This is a genomic window from Cellulophaga baltica (genome assembly GCF_900102165.1).
Taxonomy (GTDB): Bacteria; Bacteroidota; Bacteroidia; order Flavobacteriales; family Flavobacteriaceae; genus Cellulophaga; species Cellulophaga baltica.
This window is the reverse complement of the sequence record NZ_FNBD01000015.1, coordinates 15745-39010: the sequence shown is the minus strand read 5'-3', so window position 1 is coordinate 39010 and position 23266 is coordinate 15745. Positions and strand designations below refer to the sequence as shown.

Below are 23266 nucleotides of genomic sequence, written 5' to 3'. Positions count from 1 at the left end.
TAATTCTTTCTTAATCTTTTCTACAAAAATAGGGGAAAATTGTATCTTGCGGCACTTAATATTAGATGGATGAATATCAAAAGTATATTTTATTTTTTAGCAATTACCTTAGTTTTTATTTCTTGTAAGAAAGATGATGATGTTGTAATTGTTCCTCCAACAGACCTTAGTGAAACAATTGTAGATGATGAGTCTGCGCTTCAGGCCTATTTTTCGACACACTTTTACAACTATGAAGATTTTGAAAATCCTGCAGAAGATTTTGATTATCAAATTGTATTTGATACGATATCAGGAGTTAATAGTGATAAGATTTCACTATTAAACAGTGAAGGTTTCGGATTTAAAACGGTTAAAGTAACGTCTGAAAATGTTGGAATTACAGATAGTGATGAAGAAATTGATCATAAATTATATTATTTAGTGGCGAGAGAAGGAATTGGTGCAGCAACAACATTTGCAGATTCTACCTTTGTACGATATCAAGGAGAATTATTGGATGGTACTATTTTTGATTCTTCAGCAGCTCCAATATGGTTTAGCTTGCCTTCTTTAGTAACAGGCTTTGCTCAAGGGATCACACAATTTAAAGGTGGAGGACCTGGAAGCGTTAATGAAGATGGTACCGTGAAAATTGAAGATTATGGTATTGGAGCTATTTTTATGCCTTCAGCACTAGGGTACTATGCAGCATCTCAAACCAATATACCAGCATACTCTCCAATAGTATTTAAAATTGATTTATTTACAGTCAATCAAGCCGATCACGATAATGATGGTATTCCTTCTTATTTAGAAGATGTAGATGGAAATGGTAGATTAAATAATGACAACACCGATGAGGAAGATGAAGCAAAAGTGTTTACGTTTGTTCCTAATTATCTAGATGCAGATGATGATGGTGATAATACACCAACCAGTGAAGAGATAGATATTGTGAATGGAGAAGTTGTTTTCAGAGATACAGATAATGACGGTATTCCAGATCATTTAGATCCAGATACCAAATAAGCATAAATAGCTTAAATTAAAAAACCTGAAAACTACATGTAGCTTTCAGGTTTTTTTATGCGTTTTTAATTTGTTCGGAATCTTAGATCTTTAAAGATAAACTCAGAATTAATTGATCTGGTCTCGTATCTATTCTATCTACACTTAATAGGTTATTATTGTTAATAGCAGTTATTTCATTTTCAGAAAAACCTCGTTCGTAGCGTAAATCAATACCCAACTTACCAAGATTAACTCCAGCTCCTATGTTAAGACCTACAGTGAAATCATTCTTAACATCACCAAAGGTAATGCCGTCATAATCTGTATCTAGTATGTACTGTAATGATGGTCCTGCAAATACGGTCAAGGGGCCAATAACATTGAAACCTATTAATAGTGGTGCATCTAATTTAGACATGTCCAAACTATTATTCTCATAATCAGACTTTGTCTTGGTATAGACTAATTCTGGTCTAAAGTAAATTTGCTCTCCAAATTTTCCAAAAATACCCACATGGTATCCAACATTGCCGTCTGGACTCTTGTATGCATCTTCTGCAGAATCAAAATAATCGCCATTTGCGCCATAGTTTAGCCCTGCTTTAATTCCAAAACCAGGCTCTGTTTGTGCCATTGCAATACCGCCTATTAAGGCCAATACTGCTGTTAAAATTGTTTTCCTCATGTTTTCTATAGTTTAAAAACAAGAATAGTATCAATAATAATACCAATTCAAGTTTGTTCTCATCACTTTCAACGAGAAGCAAGGGGCTTTATTGTTTTTGAAATTATAAGACCTTGTTAAATTTTTAAATACTTAATTTCAGTAGATTCTGATTTTGTGTTCAATAATCTCAACTTTATTTTTTTCTTAAGTAATTTACTTGATGAGTTAACTATATTTGCGCTAATTTAATAGACGATTTGAAATTTACACTAAAGCATACAGACCCACATAGTAAAGCTAGAGCAGGAGAAATGATCACTGATCATGGGAAAATTGAAACGCCAATTTTTATGCCTGTAGGTACGGTTGCCTCTGTAAAAGGAGTGCACCAGAAAGAGCTTAAAGAAGAAATTAATCCTGATATCATATTAGGGAATACCTATCATTTATATTTACGTCCTAAAACTCAAATTTTAGAAAAGGCTGGTGGACTTCATAAATTTATGGGTTGGGATAGAAATATTCTAACCGATAGTGGTGGGTACCAAGTCTATTCCCTATCTGAAAATAGAAAAATTAAGGAAGAAGGCGTTAAGTTTAAATCGCATATAGACGGTTCTTATCATACCTTTACTCCGGAGAGTGTAATGGAAATTCAGCGTATCATTGGAGCAGATATTATCATGGCTTTTGATGAGTGTACACCTTACCCTTGTGATTATAAGTATGCACAGCGTTCAATGCATATGACGCACCGTTGGTTAGAACGTTGTATTAAACATTTAGAAACGCTTCCTTATAAGTATGATTATAGCCAATCATTCTTTCCAATCGTTCAAGGATCTACCTATAAAGATTTAAGACGTCAATCTGCAGAATATATTGCAGGAGTAGGGGCAGAAGGAAATGCTATTGGAGGTTTGTCTGTAGGGGAACCGGCAGATGAAATGTATGCAATGACAGAGGTGGTTTGTGAAATTTTGCCAGAAGACAAGCCAAGATATTTAATGGGAGTAGGTACTCCTATTAATATATTGGAGAACATTGCTTTAGGTATTGATATGTTTGATTGCGTAATGCCAACGCGTAATGCAAGAAACGGAATGCTTTTTACAGCGCATGGAACTATAAATATCAAAAATAAAAAATGGGAGGATGATTTTTCTCCGATTGATGATATGGCCATAACCTTTGTAGATACAGAATATTCTAAAGCATATCTACGTCATCTATTTGCGGCCAACGAATATTTAGGAAAGCAAATTGCAACCATTCATAATTTAGGATTTTATTTATGGTTAACTCGTGAGGCAAGAAAGCATATCTTAGCTGGAGATTTTACAGAGTGGAAAAACAAGATGGTAAAACAAATGGATAAAAGATTGTAACCTTGACCATTTTAGATAGATACATATTAAAACGTTATTTAGTGACATTTTCAGTAATGTTACTTTTATTTATTCCTATTGGAATAATGGTGCACTTATCTGAGCAGTTTAATAAAATGCAAGATAACGATGCGCCAGTAGACGAAATACTAATGTATTTGGGTAATTTTTCTATTTATATAGGGAGTATGTTATTGCCTATTTTTCTCTTTCTTTCGGTAATTTTCTTTACCTCAAAATTAGCAAGTAATACAGAGATTGTGGCAATGCTAAGTTCTGGTATATCCTACGGACGTTTTCTGAGGCCTTATATCATAGGCGCGGTAATTGTGGCTATTTTCATGTTGTTAATGGGGATGTTCATTGTGCCAAATGCTAGTAAAGGCTTTAATGAGTTTAAGTTTAAATACTTAAAGAAAGGAAAACAAGACCGGGTCACAGAGAATATTTTTAATCAATTAAATGCTAATGATTTTATCTATGTAAGTAGGTTTGATCCTGCTAGAGATATAGGCTATAATTTTTCTATGGAGCACTTTAGTGATGATAATGTATTAGAATACAAATTATCTGCAGCTAATATTAGATGGATCCCGGCAGATTCTACCTATAGGTTAACATCTTATGTAAAAAGAACCCTAAAGGGAGATACAGAAATATTAGAAACTAAAAGAAGACTGGATACCATATTTCCATTTAAAATAAATGATCTGACGCCCGTGTCATATGTGGCAGAGACTAAAAATTTATTTGAATTAAATGAATTTATAGAGGTGCAAAAAAATAAAGGGGCATCTAATATTAATACGTATATTTTAGTAAAATATAAACGTTGGGCACTACCAGTAACCGCTTTTATCCTTACCCTTATTGCAGTAGCAGTATCTTCTCAGAAACGTAGAGGAGGTATGGGGGTAAACTTGGCTTTTGGTATTTTGGTGGCCTTTGTTTATATATTTTTTGATCGTGTATTTGGTACCTTAGCAGAACAATCGGGCTTTTCTCCTTTGTTAGCCGTAATTGTGCCAAATGTTTTATTTGGATTTTTAGCATTCTATTTATTGCAAAAAGCCAAAAGATAGTTTCGTAAAATAATCACCTTTCTATTACGCTGGTACTCTAATGACAGATAGGCTTAAAAATTACCTTCATTTACATTTTATTATTTTTATTTGGGGGTTCACCGCAGTGCTCGGGAAGCTAATTACGATAGACGCTCTACCGCTGGTGTGGTATCGAATGGGAATCGCAGTAGTGCTTATAGCCGTATTTATTGCTATAAATAAGTTTTCTTTAAAAATTGCACCAAAACAAATGGCTAAAATGGCTGTCGTTGGGATAGTGATAGCATTGCATTGGCTTACATTTTTTAAGGCGATAAAAGTCTCTAATGTATCTATTGCCTTAGCCACCTTATCAACAGGGGCATTATTCACGGCAATCATAGAGCCTTTTATTTACAAACGGAAGATGATCTGGTATGAGATTGTATTTGGTATTGTGGTCGTGATTGGCTTGTATATCATTTTTAATGTAGAAACACAATATGTAGAAGGAATTATTTTAGCCTTAATCTCTGCCTTATTAGCCGCCATCTTTTCTATTGCAAATGGTAAACTCATCCAGTCGCACAGACCCAGTATTATCTCTTTTTATGAACTTGGCGCAGGAGTCCTATTTATTACAGTTTATTTAGCGGTTCGTGGCGATTTTGACGCTAGCTTTTTTCAGGTTTCTAAAAATGATTGGATCTACCTTTTTATTTTAGCTTCTATATGTACCGCATACGCATTTATAGCATCTGTACGTGTTATGAAAGTGCTAACGCCTTATACCGTAATGCTTACCGTAAACTTAGAGCCTGTATATGGAATTCTACTAGCCTTTGTGTTTTTAGGAGAGAGTGAGAAAATGAATCCGCTATTTTATTTTGGAGCATTACTGATTTTAAGCACAGTAGTAGCAAACGGCTTAATAAAGAATAAAGGAAAATTAAAAAAACGAAATAGGAGTTAGGCATACCTATTTAATGTTTTATATTTGTCAACTATTATAATTTAAACAGGAAATACTCATGGAATATTTAGATTTTGAACTTCCCATAAAAGAACTAGAAGAACAATTAGATAAGTGCATGATTATTGGTGAAGAGAGTGATGTAGATGTTACAGAGACTTGTAAGCAAATAGAGAAAAAACTTCTTGAAACCCGTAAGGATATATATAAAAATCTAACAGCTTGGCAACGTGTACAATTGTCAAGACATCCAAACAGACCGTATACACTTGATTATATTAACGCTATCTGCGGAGAGACCTTTTTGGAACTTCATGGAGACCGTAATGTAAAAGATGATAAAGCAATGATTGGTGGCCTTGGTAAAATTGGCGATCAAAGTTTTATGTTTGTTGGGCAACAAAAAGGATATAATACCAAAACACGTCAATACCGTAATTTTGGTATGGCTAACCCAGAAGGTTACCGTAAAGCGTTACGTCTAATGAAATCTGCAGAGAAATTTAATGTTCCTGTAGTATGTTTTATAGATACACCAGGTGCTTATCCTGGTATTGAAGCAGAAGAACGTGGACAAGGAGAAGCAATTGCGCGTAACATTCTTGAGATGACACGTTTAAAAGTGCCAATAATTGTGGTAATCATTGGTGAAGGTGCCTCAGGTGGTGCTTTAGGTATAGGTGTAGGAGATAAAGTATTGATGTTAGAGAATACATGGTATTCTGTAATCTCTCCAGAATCTTGTTCCTCTATTCTATGGAGAAGCTGGGAATACAAAGAAATTGCAGCAGAAGCGTTAAAACTAACGGCTACAGATATGAAGAAGTTGAAAATAATCGACGAAATCGTAAGAGAACCAGTAGGTGGCGCGCACAGTTATAGAGATAAAACTTTTGAAATCGTAAAAAACAAAATTTTAACACATTTTGAAGATCTGAAAAAGTTATCACCAAAAGATTTAATAAATAAAAGGATGGACAAGTACGCCAATATGGGTGTATTTAATGGTTAATTCCTGTTTTATCCTACGATATTAAAATCTGAAGAAATAATTCTTCAGATTTTTTTTGTTGTCAACACAAAAACGTAACTTATTAACATGCAAATTGTTAATGAACTGTTGACATCCTAAATCCAATTTTAAAGTTAACCTAAGGTTAATTACATACTTTCGTAATTATGGAGAAACCGAGTCCGATAGTAGGTCACAAAGTAGATAAGTCTAATTTAATTAGCTTAGAGCGTGGAAAAATACCGCCTCAAGCAGTTGATTTAGAGGAAGTTGTGATTGGGGCAATGATGATAGATAAGAAGGGTATTGATGAGGTTATTGATATTCTGCACCCAGATGTTTTTTACAAAGAAGCTCATAAATCTATTTATGAGGCTATCTTTAAGTTGTTTGAAACCTCAGAACCGGTCGATTTATTAACCGTTTCTTCCCAATTGAAGAAAGATGGTAAATTAGAATCTGTTGGTGGTGATTTTTACTTGATAAAATTAACTCAAAAAGTAGCTTCATCGGCGCATATTGAGTTTCATGCCCGTATTATTCTACAAAAATATATTCAACGTAGTCTTATTAAAATCTCTAATGAGATTATCAAAGAGGCATATGATGAGAGTACCGATGTATTTGATTTATTAGATTCCGCAGAATCTAGATTATATGATGTTACCCAAGGGAATTTAAAACGTTCTGCAGAAACAGCTCAGAACCTTGTTATTCAGGCGAAAAAAAGAATTGAAGAAATAGCCAATAAAGAAGGATTAAGTGGTGTGCCTTCTGGTTTTGATAAAGTAGATAAGTTAACGTCTGGATGGCAGCCAAGTGATTTAATTATTATCGCAGCTCGTCCAGGTATGGGTAAAACGGCTTTGACCTTGTCTATGGCAAGAAACATGGCTGTTAATTCTAATATTCCTGTAGCGTTCTTCTCTCTGGAGATGTCTTCTGTACAGTTAATTACTCGTTTAATTTCTTCTGAGACAGGTTTGTCATCAGAAAAATTACGTACCGGTAAATTAGAGAAGCATGAATGGGAGCAATTAAATGTAAAAGTAAAAACGCTTGAAAAAGCACCTTTGTTTATAGATGATACACCGTCGCTTTCTATCTTCGATTTAAGGGCAAAGGCAAGACGTTTGGCATCCCAACATGGTATCCGAATGATCATGATAGATTACTTACAACTAATGACTGCTGGGGGAAGCCAAAAGGGTGGTGGTAACCGTGAACAGGAGATCTCTACTATTTCGCGTAACCTAAAAGCATTAGCAAAAGAATTAAGTGTACCTGTAATTGCACTATCGCAGCTTTCGCGTGCGGTAGAAACAAGAGGGGGTACTAAACGACCGTTACTTTCTGACCTTAGGGAATCTGGAGCAATTGAACAGGATGCGGATATTGTATCGTTTATTTATAGACCAGAGTACTATAAGATTGATGAATGGGATGATGATGAACGTTCACCGACTGCAGGTCAAGGGGAGTTTATTGTAGCTAAACACAGGAATGGTGGTTTAGAGAATATACGTTTGAAGTTTATCGGTAATCAAGGTAAATTTGATAACCTGGATGATTTTGATTCTCCTTTTGAGTTTCAATCCAAAATGAATGATGGAGAAGAAAATCCATTTGCCACAAAAAGCCTTCCAAATGCAGATCAAGCCTTTGGTAGCTCTATGAATGAAACACCGCCAGATTTTGATGATAGTGATGTTCCATTTTAAATTTTAAAGTGAGGAGTATATGCCAAAACAATTTAAGATATTTAGTACACTATTAGGATTGTTTTTGGCATGTGTCTCTTGTACGAGTACTCTACCTAAAGCAGATTTAATAGTAGAGAATGCTGTTATTTGGACGGGTAATAGTGCACAATCTTCTGCGCAGGCAATGGCAATTAAAGCCGACACAATTCTAGCCTTAGGCACTATAGCAGACCTTCAAAAATATAAAGGAGAGCATACAGTAGTAAAAGATATGGCAGGTAAATTTATTACGCCTGGTTTTATTGATGCCCATGTACATTTAATGATGGGCGGTAACGCCTTATTGAGTGTAGAACTTAGAGATGCAACTACCCAACAAGAATTTGTAAAACGTATCGCAGATTATACCAAAACTTTAGCGCCTGGTGCTTGGGTCTTAGAAGGCAACTGGGATCATACCCTTTGGGGAGGAGAATTGCCTAAAAAAGAATGGATTGATGTATTTACTTCAGAAAACCCAGTAGTTCTATATAGACTAGATGGTCATATGGTTTTGGCAAATTCTTTAGCCTTAAAAATTGCCGGCATAGATGAGCATACTCCAGCTATAGAAGGTGGCGAAATTGTTAAAGATGCGCATGGAATTCCTACCGGTATTTTGAAAGATAATGCCATGAATTATCTTTTGGCTAAGATTCCCCCAATGACGGTTCCTCAAAAAGAAAAGGCACTTAAAGCAGCGATGACTTATTTGTTGTCTAATGGTGTAACGTCTGTTCACGATGTAGATAGTATTGGTACTTATCCTATTGCTAAAAAATTAAAAGAGGCTAATGAGTTATCCGTGAGAATCTATGCAATTAACCCTTTAAATCATTGGGATAAACGTAATGATACGTTCAAGAATACAGATAAGTGGTTAAAGACGGGAGCATTAAAAGGTTTTATGGATGGCTCTTTGGGTTCTCATACCTCAGTTTTTGTTGCAGATTATTCAGACAAAGCTGGTGATAGAGGCTTTTTTATAAATGATAAGAACGACTTGAAAAAATGGATTTCTAAAGCAGATGAAAAAGGATTACAAGTTTTGGTCCATGCTATAGGAGACGATGCCAATCATGTTTTATTAGAAATTTTTGAAGCAGTAAGTAATGAGAATGGTCCTAGAGACAGACGTTTTAGAGTAGAACACGCGCAGCATTTATTAAAGGAAGATATTTCTAAGTTTGGATCTTTAGATATTGTTGTTAGCGTACAGCCTTACCATGCTATAGATGATGGTAGGTGGGCAGAAGAATTAATCGGTGCTGAACGTATCAAAACAACCTATGCTTTTAAATCTTTATTAGAGGAGAAGGTAACTTTAGCTTTTGGTAGTGATTGGCCTGTTGCGCCTGCATCTCCTATTTTAGGTATTTATGCCGCTACCACTAGAAGAACTTTAGATCATGAAAATTCTGAAGGTTGGATTCCTGAAGAGAAAATTACGGTACTACAAGCCTTGAATGCCTATACAAAGAATGCCGCTTTTGCCTCTTTTGATGAGCAGGAGAAAGGAACATTAGAAGTGGGTAAACTAGCTGATTTTGTGGTGTTAAGTGATAATCTACTCAAGGTTAATCCAGGAACTATTAAAAATATTGAGGTTTTACAAACCTATGTTGGTGGTAAATTGGCATACATAAAAAAATAGGTAATGCTATTATTTATTCCTACTTTGTGCTATTAGGTCGATATGCTTAATAGCAATTTTCGTAATTTTTTCCTTTATCTTTATACCACTATTTTAAAACAAAAAATAATGTCTAAATACTTTTGGACGCTTCTTTTTTTTACATGCTCCTTCAAGATTTTTGCCTCTGCAATTCTAATTCCTATGGATGCAGAATCACAGAAAGATCATTTGAAAGCGTACGGAATTACCTATTGGATTCTGGCGAAGCAGCAAAAGGTACAATGGCTATTAAATTATAGAGGAGGTTCTTTTTTATTACCCGATGGTGAGGTTATCCGCAAAGAATGCCAAATTCGTGGTGTTTCTTTTGAGGTCATATCCGATAGTGAAGCAAATGCAATTTTAGAAGATATATCCAGTCCATCTAAAAATCAAGAAGCAGTTACATTAGAGAAAGCACCAAAAATAGCGGTATATACTCCTAGTGGAACATTACCATGGGATGATGCCGTAACTATGGTACTTACCTACGCTGAAATTCCCTATGAAACGGTTTACGATGAAGAGGTACTAGAAGATGGCTTAGCTTTATTTGATTGGTTGCATTTGCACCATGAAGATTTTACAGGGCAATACGGGAAATTTTATGCGGCTTATAAAGCTGCACCTTGGTATCTACAGAGCAAAAAAGATGCAGAAGCATTAGCTTCAAAACTTGGGTATCGTAAAGTTTCTGAAGAAAAAAGAGCTGTGGCCCTAAAGATTAGAAATTATGTGATTGGAGGCGGATTCATGTTTGCCATGTGTTCTGCTACCGATAGTTTTGATATTGCTTTGTCTGCTTCAGATGATGTAGATATATGTGAGGCTATGTTTGATGGTGATCCTTCAGATGCTAACTACCAGGCTAAATTAGATTTTGAAAAAACATTTGCCTTTGACAATTTTACGTTAGAAAGAAATCCGTTAGTCTATGAGTTTTCATCTATAGATATGACCACTAAAAGAGCCATTACAAAGGAGAGTGATTATTTTTCTTTGATGGATTTTTCTGCCAAATGGGATCCAATACCCACAATGCTTTGCCAGAACCATACCAGTTTGGTAAAAGGATTTATGGGGCAAACCACTTCTTTTGAGCGTTCAGAAATAAAACCTACCGTGTTGGTTTTGGGGGAAAATAAAGTAAATGGAGAAGCACGGTACATTCATGGTATCAAAGGGAAAGGTTTTTTTACCTTCTATGGTGGGCATGATCCTGAAGATTATCAGCATAGAGTTGGAGACCCAAAAACGGAATTGGAATTACATCCGTCCTCGCCAGGGTATCGCCTTATATTAAATAATGTATTGTTTCCTGCAGCAAAGAAGAAAAAACAAAAAACTTAAAAACACCACATAAGACATTGAAAAAGCGAAGTGTACTGATACTGGGAATATTAATTTTATTTACGGTAGGATTTTTTGTATCAAAGAAAATTAACCTGAACTCTAACTTTGAAGTTGGACAAAAAATTGACGATTTAAATGGCGTAGTGGTTTATTATAATGGAGGTGTAGGAAATGTAGCTGGCCGTGAAGTAACCGAAGATGGCTATAACTTAGGATTAAAATACCAATGTGTAGAATTTGTAAAAAGATACTATTACCAGGCGTTGAATCATAAAATGCCTGATAGTTATGGCAATGCAAAAGATTTTTTCAGTAAAACATTAGATGATGGTGGCTTAAATATTAAGCGTAACCTAAATCAATTTACAAACCCAAGTAGTTCTAAACCTAAAGTAAATGATTTGGTAGTGTACTCCGGAACCTTATTTAATAAATACGGACATGTAGCTATTATTTCAAAGGTTACAGAGCGCGAGGTTGAAATTATTCAGCAGAATCCTGGACCTTTCGGAGAATCTAGAGAAACCTATGATCTTATTTGGGAAGAAGATAAATGGTTCATTGATCATAGCCGTATAATGGGCTGGTTGCGTAAGTAAACGCCTTTTTAGCCGCAGACACTCTTTTCTATTTGAGACCATTTGCCACAAAGAACCCGCTATAAAAACGACTTTTTTTATAGCGGGTTCTTGTTATTGGTATCTGTTTTAGATCAACTAAGGTTAATCTTTATGCAGTTAGGCTTGCTTTAGAAAGTACCAATAAAGTGACTTCCTTCTGCATTGACTAATTCGGCACCTTTAGTTACTTCACCAGTTGTGGTATCTACAACGTAAATGTTTCCATTTTGACCTACTGGAGCTTGTGTTATATAAATATCCGTACCATCAACTACAAAACCTTGGTATTGAAATAAGTAAAAATCAGCATCATAAGGAATAGCGTCAATTTTTGTGGCAGTTTTGGTATTTAAATCCGCTAGGGCAAAAAATCCTTGGGCACCAGCAACACCTTCTTGAGAGCCATCATGACGATAAGCAATCACGGCTTTACCATTGGCAGCAGGTTTCCAAGCAAGAATGTAAGCACCTTCTATACCTAAGGCATCATCTAAATTAAATACATAAGAATCGTCATATTGGTTATCCGCATCAATTTTTAAAATGTGAGAACCTTGAGGATCACTTTGGTTTGCTTGGTATACACTTCCATTATAAAGAAAGGCATTTATACTTCGGTAACCATTGGTGTTTCCGTATCCTACAGTAGATGTAATTACAGATGGGTTTAATAAAGAAGGATAATCTAATACAATAGTTTTAGAACCTAAAATTTCATAATCACTATCACTCTCAGTAGTAGCTGGGTCTAACTTACTTAAGCGAGCCCCTATATACAATTTATCTCCAGCCTCATTTAATACAGGCATATCTATTCTTGAAATAAAGTATCCTAAGGCCTCTTCTTCCGGACTCAAAGCAACACTATGTTCTTGAAATTCATTAATTAATGAATTTTCCAGATCTAGGGTTACTACACCAATAGTTGCATTTGTACGTGTGTATTTTTCATTTTCATCAAATTCATTTTCTGTAGAAACATAAACAGCAGCTCCTGTTTTATCGCCATCATATAACTTAATCCATCTTGGCGCTGTTCCAACATAGGGAGCAATACTTATCTGAGATCCTATTTCGGTAAATACCTGCCCACCTTCTACGTTATATTTTGTATAGTTACCACCGGTATCACCAGCATAGCTTATGTTAAATATAGTGGTCCCATCTTCAGATGATTGTAAGCGAGCAGTTCTGTTGGAAGGAGCTAAAAAACCGTTATCAAAAACATTGATGGATGTATTTGGGTCTTTAGCATCTTCACTACGTACGGAGTAAATTAATGTACCTCCATTTCCGTCTCCAGGATTATCACCCATTCGTGCTCCAGCAATTGTAATCCATCTAGATTCAGCGCCAGTCTCTGGGGTTATTTCTGTTTCTGGATCTATAGCGTTGTCATCATTACTACAAGAACTCATGAAGCCAATGGTTAAAAAAATTGTAGCTAAAGTTTTAAAATTTAAAAGATTATGTTTCATTTTCGGGTCTGTTTTTAGGATTATAATTTATCTATTGTGTAATTCATTTTTAAATAAAAGGCTCTTCCTGGTTTTTGAACGGAGAAGTTGTCATATACAGGTTTGTCAAATATATTTTTGACATCAAAACTCACTACAAATTTGCTGCTAGGAAAAGCATAGCTAAGACCAAAGTCTTGGGCCACTTGTTGTGGTACTTTAAAAAAATCATCTCCCACCGTATTTGATCCTTGTGATACCAAGTATGAAAACTCATCCGTAAAGTATAGGGTGTAGAAGAGGTTTAGATTTGATTTTTCTTGTATAAAATTTTTGAAAGAATAGCGTAAACTCCCATTCATATTTAAAAACGGAGTGTTAGGAATATCAAATTCGGTTCCTGCGGCTGTTTCGGTAGTTAAATCAAACCTAGAAACATTAAAATTGAAACCTAGATTGCTATTATAGCTATAATTCAATTGAGCATCTATTCCTTTAGATTTTGCATTACCTTGGTTTACATATACGATTAATTCGTCATCAACATTAAGAGAAGTTTCAATAGGTAAACCAATTCTATCTTTAATATTTCTTGTAAAAAGATTTGTTGAAATGGTAAACTCGTGTTTTTTTACCTTAAAGCTTCCAAGACGGAAACCTAGATTATAATTGTTACTTATTTCCGGTCGTATATTTGGGTTGGCAACTACATTGTCACCGTCATTTCCGAATACTTCCGTTTCATCTGGTAACCGAATGGCTTTTTCTGCGGAAGCTAATAGGGTTATGCTAGGAGTAATAGCATAAGACGATGCGAAACCATAACCTTGGTAGGCGTTAGTGCTAGTTACAATTTCATCAACTACCCAGTCATTACCATCTTCATCGGCTTCAATTTCGGGATCAATACTAATTGTTTTTTGCTGGTAGTGTTTACCAAATACACTTGCTTTTAACTGATCATCAAGGGCATTTAATTCATAGGTTAAAGAGAAAATATTTTTATGTAAATCTCTTGTTCCTATAAACGTATTTTCTAAAACGGATTGTAAGGCATCACTGTCTTCTCTATCAATGCTATTGTACACATGGTTTAATAAAACTTTGTGGTTCTCTGCAATAGTATAAGATAAACCAGTTCTGATAGCCGCTACTTTTCTTTTTATTTTCGATAGGGTGGGGCCGCCCTCTTGTTGTGAACCCCAAGTATATTGATATTCGTTCCCTCTAAAATCTATAGCTCGTTCTCCGTACCAACTATATGCCCAAGCTACGGTATCATTTACCGCACGGTTTCTTTTTCCGTACAATCCATTTATAGTTACATCCAATCCTTTTGTAAAAATGTTTTTCTTTTGATAGCTTAGGTTTGCCAGAAGGGCATCCGATTCTAGAAATCTATCTTTATAGGGAGTGATGGTCATAAAAGCACCGTGTTGCACCTCCTTATAATCATCAGAAGCTGTTAATCCAATGAAAAACTGATCGGCCCAGGATACGTTAGTATAGCCAAAGTGTACCATTCCACCTGTAGATCTATAGGCATCATTAAACCTTCTAGCGGTTATAGGTGTTTGTTCACCTCCAAGACCTGTAACTAAAACACTTCTTCCAGATACTTTATAGTCATTATCAGAATAATTATGAAATAAGGAGCCTTTTACGGTAAAGCCTGTTTTATCAAAACGATAGACTCCATTGACGCTTGTCTGTAATGTGTTGAAAGAACCGTAGGAGACTGATGCATTAAGGTGGTTTTTAATTTTATCATGCAATACTATATTGATGGCGCCACCTAAAGCATCATCAGCTAAATGCCCAGGCACTACACCTTTATAGACCTCAATGTTTTTAATCATAGAAGGCGGGATGCTATTTAAATTAAAAGAAGAACCGTAAGTGGAACTAGGAATACCATTTATGAAAATTCTTATAGAGCTACCTGATAATCCATTTAGACTGTAAGTTACATCAGAGCCTAAACCTCCATTTTGACGAATTTTCACCCCGACAGTTGTGTTTAATAATTCATTGGTCTGAATGTTTCGAATACTGGCTTCTTCAGTTTTGACGATATTCACGGCATACCCTGCCGTTTCTAACTTTGTCTCTTTGCTTTGGCCGTTTACAACCACTTCACTTAGTTCATTAGTTTTTCTTGAGACAGTGGTGGTAATTGAAGTTTTTTCTTGAGCTATGGTAATAGAAATTGTTTTTTTATGTGCTTCTATAGTAGATATAAGGAGGTTATACGTGCCATACTCTAGGTTTTCAATGATATAGCTACCATCAAAATCTGTTACGGCACTGTTGGTTGTACCTATAACTTTGATATGCGCATTGATTACAGGTGTATTATCCTCTAATCTAATAACTCCAGATAGTTCCCCCGTTTGGGAAAATCCTAAACAACTTATAAAGAATGTAGTGACTAAAAGTAGTAAACGCATTTATTTAGACTTATTAAAAATAAGAATGCAAAAGTATCTATTTATTTAGATTAATTCCAAATAAAACTTAACATATTTTAAGAATTATATACGATCAATTAATTTCTAAATTTTAAAATGCTTTAAACCTTGCGTTTATAAGGAAGTAGTAGGTGTGTTTTTTTAAAGGAAAAGAGTTAGCTCTTATTTTTCTTTGTCAAAAGGGAAGAAGATGATAATAGTGTTTTTAGTGGAGCAAAAACGGAACTTGGAAAGTATCTGCTAATTAGCATTTGAGTGCGTAGTGGCTACAGTATGTATACTGGGAAATTATAACTACATCTAATTGAATGTTATAGCTTTTGGTCTGATAAATTAAAAAATGGTTTCTAGTAAATAGTTCTATTCATTTATGTTCTCTTCTTCCATTTTTTTAGACTCCCTAATAAGGGCGCTAGCAAGGACGGTAGTAGCATCAATTATTAAGCTATCTTCAATCTTTTCATATTGTATGGCTAGCGGTATTTCGGTACAGCCTAATATAACAGCTTGTGCTCCTTTTCTTGATAAATAGGTGGCGGCCATACTCAGGTTTTCTTTAGCCTTTTCATTTACAGGATTTGAAAAAGCCTTGATTCCGTAACTCGTGTCATAAATGGAAGGGTGTACAAACAAATCTTGTATGTCTTCCGAAGGTTGAATGACCTCAATATTATATTTTGCGAGTACGTCTGGATATACTTTTGCTAAAATAGTACCGGTAGTTCCTAAAACACCCACTTTTGTAATTTCTGGGTATTTTGTTGAAATATGCAAGCCTACCTCTTCAATAAGATTAACGAGTACGCATGATTCTGGTATACTCTTTTCAATTAAACTTAAAATAGGTCTTGCATGTGCGGTATTACAAGGGATACCAATAATACTAGAGCCGCTAGCAATTAATGAGGCTATAATTTCTGATATGGCAATACCTGGGTTTATATCGGTTTCACCTAATAGGTATTTGGTGCGATCTATAATTTTATGCGGAACAGACAACATGGAAACGGGTAAATGTTCTTGGTCTGATTTAGCCTCGGTAAGGTCGTATACTTTTTTAATTAAATCTATACCAGCATAACTTCCAACACCACCAACAATGCCTATTGTTTTATGAATCATATTTCAATTGAATTAATGGTGTAAAGAACTAGAAATTTTTTATGGTTTAGTACTAAAGAATTGATAATTCTTTAGCCAGTTTTCCTAATGTATTCAGAACCATTTGATTTTTTTGTGAATATAGAATTCTCTATCAAATGGTCCGTTAAATTTAATTGATTGGTAGTGCTATTTTATGAAGTGTAAATTCCATTTCAGATATGTCTGCTGTTACTTCATTTATTCTAGAATTCGTGTAGTATAAATGGTTGTCGTAAATACTAAAGGTATCAGCCCATCGTACTTTATCACCCTCCAACAAAATACGTACACTTCCATTTGGTTCGCGATACATGATTTTATTATTCTCTAAATCGGCATAATAAAGATTACCATTTTTATCAAAAATCATCCCGTCAGGAGCCGATGTTTTAGCTTCTAAGGTAACCGCTTTTTCAAGATCAAGTTCATCCTCAATAACTAATAATTTTGTTGGTATGCTGTATAAGCTATACCCAGTAAGTGCATGGTAATACAATTTATCATTTTTTGTATCTAAAGCAATACCATCAGAATGTACGGTATTCATCCATTTTCCATCGGTAAAAGTTAAATAACCTTGTTCTGCCGCTGTAGAACTATGTTCGTCTAAAACTCTATGAAAGGTTTCTGTTTTTAAGTCCAAGATAACTAGTCCAGAATTTCCGGAATCTGTAAAATAGATTTTGTTATTCTTTTTATCTACGCGTAAATCGTTGATATAAGAATTAGCGTGATATGCATTTTCAGTTAAAATATAGGTATGTTCTAATGCCTTTGTAATTAGATTAAAGACAAAAACTCTAGGAGCATCTAATACTTCTTGAAAAAGCGGACTTCTAGTGTCCAATACATATAATTTATCTTCAAAGGCAACAACAGATTGCACGCCAACAAATTTTTGTGCTTCTATCTTATCCCCAACCTCCCAAGAGTTCCATTCTTTATTAGGAAACGGGGTTTCAATACCTTTACTTAGTTCTACGACTGAATTTGTGACCCCTTTTCTCCATCTAGGAAAATTCACGAAAATGCGGCCGGTAGTGGTTACCGTTACTCCCGTGACTTGCTGCCCTGAAAAAGACGCTACTGTTGTAACCTCAGGAGCTTTTGTTGTAACGGAGATTTCCTTTGGTTCCTTTGTGCTTTGCTTACAAGAAACAAAGAGTAGAGCGACTAAAAATAGATATGGAATAGGTTTCATTGTCTTGATTTTATTTTGTAATTAATTATATTTTCTTAAAAATTGTAGTCGCATTATGACCACCAAATCCAAACGTATTACTCATGGCTATGGTAACATTATGGGGTATAGCTTCTTTTGTTACAATTGGCATACCTGCAGGGATTTCAGGATCTAATGTGGTGGTATTAATAGTAGGCGGTATGGTATTGTGTTGTATCGTTTTAATAGCTAATATGGCCTCTATTGCGCCAGCAGCACCCAGTAAATGACCCGTCATAGATTTTGTAGCACTTATTTTAAGCTGATCAAAACGGTCGTTAAAGGTAGTCGCTACAGCTTTAACCTCGCTAATATCTCCAACAGGAGTGGAGGTTGCATGAGTATTTAAGTAATTTACAGCTTCTGGGTTTATGTTGGCTTCCTCCATGGCTAATTGCATGGCTTTAATAGCCCCTAAGCCTTCTGGGTGGGTTGCAGATATATGATAAGCATCATCCGTCATTGCGGCACCAATAATTTCTGCGTAGATGGTAGCTCCACGTTTTTTTGCATGCTCGTATTCTTCCAAGATTAGAGCGCCAGCACCTTCTCCCATGACAAAACCGCTTCGGTCTACATCAAATGGTCTAGAAGCTTCTTCTGCGTGGTCATTAGCTGTTGATAAAGCTTTCATTGCGTTGAAGCCTCCAATAGAAGCTTCGGTAATAGGAGATTCAGAGCCGCCGGTAACCATCACTTTGGCTTTGTTTAAACGGATATAATTAAAAGCGTCCATAATAGCAGAACTAGAAGATGCACAGGCAGAAACAGCTGTATAATTAATTCCCATTAAACCGTATTTCATAGCAATCAACCCAGAAGCCATATTAGATAATAACTTCGGAATAAAAAACGGACTAAAGCGTGGGTTTTTATTGCCTTCTACATAATTTTTAACTTCATCCTCGAAAGTTTGCATACCTCCTTGGCCAGTACCCCAAATTACGCCAATATCAAAAGGAGACATTATGCTTGTATCTAGACCACTATCTTCCATAGCTTCCGCAACACTATATAGGGCGTACTGGGTAAAAAGGTCACTTCTTTTTATTTGATTGCGATCTAAATATTTTTTGGGATCAAAATCTTTAAGTTCAGCAGCAAATTTTGTTTTAAATAAGGAGGTATCAAATTTGGTAATTTTTGATGCACCACTTTGTCCGTTGATAGCATTTTCCCAAAATGTGTCTACGGAGTTTCCTATTGGAGTCAATGCTCCTAAACCGGTAATGACGACTCTTTTCATAATAATTTATTAGTTTTAAAATTTGCTATCTACGTATTATTTAGCTTCTAGAAGTTCTGTTAGCACTTGTTTATATACCGCTACAGGTTGTGCACCTGTAAGCGCACTTTTTCTATTAAAGACTATGGTAGGAACAGAGTTGACACCCAATTCTTGCCAGTAGTGTTCTGTAGATTTTACATTTTTACGCAGCTCTTGATTATCTAATGCAGCAAATGCTTCTTCAGCATTTAAACCAACGTCTTCTAAGGCTAATTTTAAAACCTCTCTCTTAGATACATCTTGATGTGCTCCAAAAAAGTCATTCATTAATCGCATTTTTAGCTCTGTTTGCAGTCGGTGCTCTTTAGCATACTCTAGAAGTACATGCGCATCAAAAGTATTCGCCATACGCATACCTTCAAAATAATCAAATTTAAAACCGAGCTCAGCACCAAAATCGGTCATGCGCTCTTGCGATTCTTTTTGCTGTTCCAGAGTAGAACCATATTTTTCTGTAATATGTTCTTCTAAATCTTGACCTTCTGCAGGCATATTAGGGTTTAATTCAAAAGGTTGCCATTCTAGGCTAATCTTATCTTGGATGCCCATTTCTGTAATGGCTTGCTCAAGACGTTTGTATCCAATGGCACACCAGGGACAAACAACATCTGAAACTACATCTATTTTAATTTTTTCTGTCATCTTATTATTTTTTTAAAGATAAAAGAGAAGAAACCTTTTGTATAGGATTCTTCTCTTGAATATAAAACTCCCTAAGAGTTACACAATTTCACTGATCTGAACTTCTGGTTTTACGTTCGAAAAATTAGGTAAATCACCTAATATCTTTTCAGCATTAGCACCAAAAGACTCTTGAAATGATTTCAAAGATTCAAAAATAATATTAGAAATTACAACATAAGGTGCAGGAGTATTTGGTTGGGCACCAGATAAGCCCATATTTACATCAGAAGAAATTATAGCATCTCCTAATAAATCTTTTAATAATTGTCCGTGCTCCTTAATATAATATGCCTTATCAAATTTTAGTTCTGGAGTATTTGGATATAGTACTGTTAGTTTTATCATCGTATTTTTTTATGTTTTTTATTGTTTTTGTTTTATGCTGAAAAATCTGCTAATACCACATTATCAGAAAAGCTTTGGTAGGCACTTTCTACTTGTTTTGCCATTTCATCTGGAAATAAGTGAAAGTCTCCTGCTTTTAGTGCGCTGATAATACCTTCTGATACCACCGTTGTGGCTGCACCATCATCAAAACCAGCTGCGCTACCCATGTCTGTGGCAATAGGCCCAGGATGCACGCTTAATACAGAAACTCCTTTTGCTCCTAGTTCTGTTCTTAGACCTTGCGTTAAAGAATAGGAAGCTGCTTTGGAAGCAGAATAAGTAGATAAATGTGCAAAGTTTTTAATAGAGGCGATGGAGTTTAATTGAACTAATGCTCCCTTATTTTTAATTAATGTATCGGCAAAAGAATTTGCTATACGTAACAATCCAAAGGCATTTACTTCTAATTGATGCGCGAAATCTTTTTCTACGTTTTCCCCAAGTGTTGCTTGCGGTGTTCCTATGCCAGCATTATTTACTACAATGTCAACATCTGTAGCTTGTTTAGCTAAATCGTTTATAGAGGTCGTACTAGAAACATCGGCTTTAATAGTTACAACCTTTGCTCCAAATTTATCTTCCAGTTCTTTAGTGGAAGATAGGTCACGTACTGCCAAGTACACTTTTTTAGCGCCATGATTTATTAAGGATTCTACAATGGCTTTACCTATTCCTCTGTTTGCTCCTGTGACTAAAGCAATTTTATTTTCTATAGAAATACTCATAGTTTATTTGTTTTAATTTAAACTAAGCATCAGCTTAGTTTATGTGTGTTATTTATTTAAGTACCGATGTAGTACGTGCTAATTATGCTTTAAGCGCAATAAGTTTTTCTGCAATTAATAATAAATTAGGTTCATTTATTTCTGGAAGTGGTGCTAAAGGATACAATTGTTTGCCTGGTCTGGCTATAAATGCACCTCTCCAACCGGCCCAAATTGCACCTGCAATATCCCATCCATGCGCGGCAATCATTATGCAATCTTCTGGTGCTACGCCCATTTTATTTGCGGCCCAAGTATAAACATCTTTAGCAGGCTTGTATTTTCCAAATGCTTCAACACTTAAGCGTTCATCAAAAAAATGTGTTAATCCTGCATTTTTGAATTGAGTTTCTACCCCTTTAGTAGAGGAGTTAGTTAAAGATACGAGTGTATATCCTGTATCTTTTAATACGGTTAAAGCTTCTTTTACTTCGGGGTGTGGCGGTAATGCGCTAAAGGCGGTCATTACTTCTTTTGCATCTTCTTCTGAAATAGTAATGGTATTATTAGCGGCTACCATTTGTAATGCTGCCGCTCCAATAGCACTAAAATCTGTAAATTGCTCGCTAAGGGTGGTTACAAGAGAATAATGTAACATGGTAGAAAACCACAAGGGTAATAAATCTTCTCTGTCTCCTAGTGCCTTACCAACGCTTTTTTTCATAACGTTTAAGTCTAATAGAGATTCATTTACATCAAAAAATAATACTTTAGGTCTTGTTTTAGTTTCCATACAAAATAGTTTTTATTTACTAATTAAGGCTGTCTTTAAAAATTCTTCTTCATCGGGCTCATTATCTATAATTTTATTCGCTGGAAGCATATTAATAATCATAGAATTTACTATTCGACTCTTTTTTAAATCTTTACGAACAATTTTTGCTTTGTGAAATACGCCCAAAGTGTTAGCTACAGGTTTTGGTTTACTATTGTTTATTAAAACAATTTTGTAAGTATCATTATGGAATGATACTATTTTAGTACTAAATGGCCGTAGTAAGGATTCGTCTTCTTGGTATACAGGCGTAAAATTTCTTAAATAATCTGTAGGAGCAAATTCATTATTAGTAGCAAATTTATGATAGTCGGCTATATATAATTCACTAGCTATTTCACTGGGTTCATACCCTAGCATTAAAAAAGATTCCTCTGCTGCATTGTCTATATGGAAAGGAGTATCTTCCTGTTGGTCAAAACGCACAAGCCAATGGTAACTTAATTTTTTATTATATTCACTTATAGTGAAACTAGATAATTCTTTTTTTAAACTCACCATAATTTCTCTTAATTTATAATAGGATAGGCTTTTACCGAAATCTAATAAAACGAAACCAGGAGCATCTGTATTTGTTCTAAATACTTCTTCTACAGAATACTTTGCTAACTTTTTTATGTTAATGCTTTGTATTTCCATACTGATTTTGGTTGTTTTTGATTTAAAACTAATATTTTAAGCTATATGTCTCCATTCTTCTTTTTATCTGAAAAATACAGCTGTTTGATAAAGGGAAACTATCCCACTTAAAGGTATGAACTTAAGGAGTATCCTTTAGGTGAAAAGTAGTTCTAACCCAATTTATGCCCTATCTACCTATGAATCCGAATAACTAAATCTTCTATACTGGATGCGTTGTGGTAAATAGAACTATATCTATAGCTATTATTTAAAAAATTAAACCTCCCGATTTTAAAACGGAAGGTTTAAATATGCCACTCTCCTGCATCATTTATCTACATGTGGCATTATAACTTATTATTTTTTAGACCAAGCAAAACTCTTGAAAGCGTCATCTACTGGAGTATTTGCAATATGGTTTGTATAATTGCTAATTACTTTTTGAGATAACCCTAAAATTATTTCTAATACTTGTTGCTCACCGTAACCAGCCGTATAAAAAGCATCTAAATCTTCTTGAGAAACGTTTCCGCGGTTACGAGTAATGGCTAAGGTCATGGTACGTAGTGCTTCTAATTTAGCATCTGCTAAAGGAGTTTCATTACGTAATGCTTCGGTAATAGCATCATCTACTTTCATCATTTTTGCAATACCTGTATGTGCTGGTACACAGTAATGACAAGCGTGTTCTACGTTAATGGTTTGCCACACTACGGTAAGCTCTTCATTATTGAAAGAGGTATCTACAAACAATTCATGTAATGTTTGGTATGCTTTCAAAAGGTTAGGAGCAGTTGCCAAAACACCATGTAGTCCAGGGATCATTCCGTATGCTTTTTGAGAATTCTCTAATAATGGTTTTGCAGCTTCTGGTGCAGATTCAATATTGTGAACTTTTAAAGTTGTCATAATTTTAATTTTTATATTATTATTTATTCGTTTTATTTAAATAAAAACTAAGCAAACGCTTAGTTATATGGTAAAAAAA

21 protein-coding genes are annotated in these 23266 nt (G+C 35.0%); 9 read left to right on the top strand and 12 right to left on the bottom strand.

Going from position 1 to position 23266, the window contains the following annotated elements; translation table 11 throughout:
• Positions 1–69 precede the first annotated feature (69 nt).
• Positions 70–1011, top strand: a complete 942-nt coding sequence (locus BLQ19_RS18675) for an FKBP-type peptidyl-prolyl cis-trans isomerase (RefSeq protein ID WP_024481403.1) — start codon at positions 70–72, stop codon at positions 1009–1011.
• An 82-nt stretch (positions 1012–1093) separates the two neighbouring features.
• Here BLQ19_RS18675 and BLQ19_RS18670 read toward each other — a convergent pair whose 3' ends face one another.
• On the bottom strand, positions 1094–1678 hold the full coding sequence (locus BLQ19_RS18670) for an outer membrane beta-barrel protein (protein WP_024481402.1): 585 nt from the start codon (positions 1676–1678) through the stop codon (positions 1094–1096).
• Positions 1679–1917: 239 nt separating this feature from the next.
• Between BLQ19_RS18670 and tgt the strand changes: the two genes are divergently transcribed.
• The 8 genes from tgt to BLQ19_RS18630 all read left to right on the top strand — a co-directional run bounded on the left by tgt (position 1918) and on the right by BLQ19_RS18630 (position 11445).
• Positions 1918–3048, top strand: coding sequence for a tRNA guanosine(34) transglycosylase Tgt (tgt, locus tag BLQ19_RS18665; protein ID WP_029446835.1), 1131 nt, complete (start codon positions 1918–1920; stop codon positions 3046–3048).
• 2 nt (positions 3049–3050) lie between these two features.
• The gene (locus tag BLQ19_RS18660; protein ID WP_024481400.1) at positions 3051–4130 is read left to right on the top strand and encodes an LptF/LptG family permease; all 1080 of its coding nucleotides are present in this window, start codon (positions 3051–3053) and stop codon (positions 4128–4130) included.
• Between the two features lie 40 nt (positions 4131–4170).
• Positions 4171–5064, top strand: coding sequence for a DMT family transporter (locus BLQ19_RS18655; protein ID WP_024481399.1), 894 nt, complete (start codon positions 4171–4173; stop codon positions 5062–5064).
• 58 nt (positions 5065–5122) lie between these two features.
• A complete protein-coding gene (locus tag BLQ19_RS18650; RefSeq protein ID WP_024481398.1) occupies positions 5123–6076 on the top strand; it encodes an acetyl-CoA carboxylase carboxyltransferase subunit alpha in 954 nt (317 codons plus the stop codon).
• Positions 6077–6243: 167 nt separating this feature from the next.
• Positions 6244–7797 (top strand): replicative DNA helicase, encoded by a 1554-nt coding sequence (gene dnaB, locus BLQ19_RS18645; protein WP_025615631.1) that lies wholly within the window; start codon positions 6244–6246, stop codon positions 7795–7797.
• A 19-nt stretch (positions 7798–7816) separates the two neighbouring features.
• Positions 7817–9472 carry an amidohydrolase gene (locus tag BLQ19_RS18640; RefSeq protein ID WP_074539342.1) on the top strand — a complete coding sequence of 552 codons (1656 nt, stop codon included), beginning with the start codon at positions 7817–7819 and terminating at the stop codon, positions 9470–9472.
• 108 nt (positions 9473–9580) lie between these two features.
• The gene (locus tag BLQ19_RS18635) at positions 9581–10843 is read left to right on the top strand and encodes an asparagine synthetase B (protein WP_074539341.1); all 1263 of its coding nucleotides are present in this window, start codon (positions 9581–9583) and stop codon (positions 10841–10843) included.
• A 17-nt stretch (positions 10844–10860) separates the two neighbouring features.
• Positions 10861–11445: a CHAP domain-containing protein gene (locus tag BLQ19_RS18630; RefSeq protein ID WP_074539340.1), complete on the top strand. Its 585-nt coding sequence runs from the start codon at positions 10861–10863 to the stop codon at positions 11443–11445.
• Between the two features lie 149 nt (positions 11446–11594).
• Here the strand turns inward: BLQ19_RS18630 and BLQ19_RS18625 are convergent, their stop codons facing one another.
• The 11 genes from BLQ19_RS18625 to BLQ19_RS18575 form a co-directional block, all read right to left on the bottom strand.
• Positions 11595–12944 (bottom strand): DUF4374 domain-containing protein, encoded by a 1350-nt coding sequence (locus tag BLQ19_RS18625; RefSeq protein ID WP_074539339.1) that lies wholly within the window; start codon positions 12942–12944, stop codon positions 11595–11597.
• Between the two features lie 20 nt (positions 12945–12964).
• Complete coding sequence (locus BLQ19_RS18620) at positions 12965–15373, bottom strand: TonB-dependent receptor (protein WP_074539338.1); 2409 nt, start codon at positions 15371–15373, stop codon at positions 12965–12967.
• A gap of 381 nt (positions 15374–15754) precedes the next feature.
• Positions 15755–16516, bottom strand: coding sequence for an aspartate/glutamate racemase family protein (locus BLQ19_RS18615; RefSeq protein WP_074539337.1), 762 nt, complete (start codon positions 16514–16516; stop codon positions 15755–15757).
• A gap of 151 nt (positions 16517–16667) precedes the next feature.
• Positions 16668–17738 (bottom strand): L-dopachrome tautomerase-related protein, encoded by a 1071-nt coding sequence (locus BLQ19_RS18610; protein ID WP_074539336.1) that lies wholly within the window; start codon positions 17736–17738, stop codon positions 16668–16670.
• A gap of 25 nt (positions 17739–17763) precedes the next feature.
• A complete protein-coding gene (fabF, locus tag BLQ19_RS18605; RefSeq protein WP_074539335.1) occupies positions 17764–19005 on the bottom strand; it encodes a beta-ketoacyl-ACP synthase II in 1242 nt (413 codons plus the stop codon).
• Positions 19006–19041: 36 nt separating this feature from the next.
• On the bottom strand, positions 19042–19689 hold the full coding sequence (locus BLQ19_RS18600; RefSeq protein ID WP_074539334.1) for a DsbA family oxidoreductase: 648 nt from the start codon (positions 19687–19689) through the stop codon (positions 19042–19044).
• A gap of 78 nt (positions 19690–19767) precedes the next feature.
• Complete coding sequence (locus BLQ19_RS18595; RefSeq protein ID WP_025615622.1) at positions 19768–20076, bottom strand: EthD family reductase; 309 nt, start codon at positions 20074–20076, stop codon at positions 19768–19770.
• Between the two features lie 32 nt (positions 20077–20108).
• A complete protein-coding gene (locus BLQ19_RS18590; protein ID WP_074539333.1) occupies positions 20109–20843 on the bottom strand; it encodes an SDR family oxidoreductase in 735 nt (244 codons plus the stop codon).
• An 82-nt stretch (positions 20844–20925) separates the two neighbouring features.
• On the bottom strand, positions 20926–21615 hold the full coding sequence (locus tag BLQ19_RS18585) for a haloacid dehalogenase type II (RefSeq protein ID WP_074539332.1): 690 nt from the start codon (positions 21613–21615) through the stop codon (positions 20926–20928).
• Positions 21616–21627: 12 nt separating this feature from the next.
• Complete coding sequence (locus BLQ19_RS18580) at positions 21628–22296, bottom strand: hypothetical protein (protein ID WP_074539331.1); 669 nt, start codon at positions 22294–22296, stop codon at positions 21628–21630.
• Between the two features lie 339 nt (positions 22297–22635).
• Positions 22636–23187, bottom strand: coding sequence for a carboxymuconolactone decarboxylase family protein (locus BLQ19_RS18575; RefSeq protein ID WP_074539330.1), 552 nt, complete (start codon positions 23185–23187; stop codon positions 22636–22638).
• Between the last annotated feature and the right edge of the window lie 79 nt (positions 23188–23266).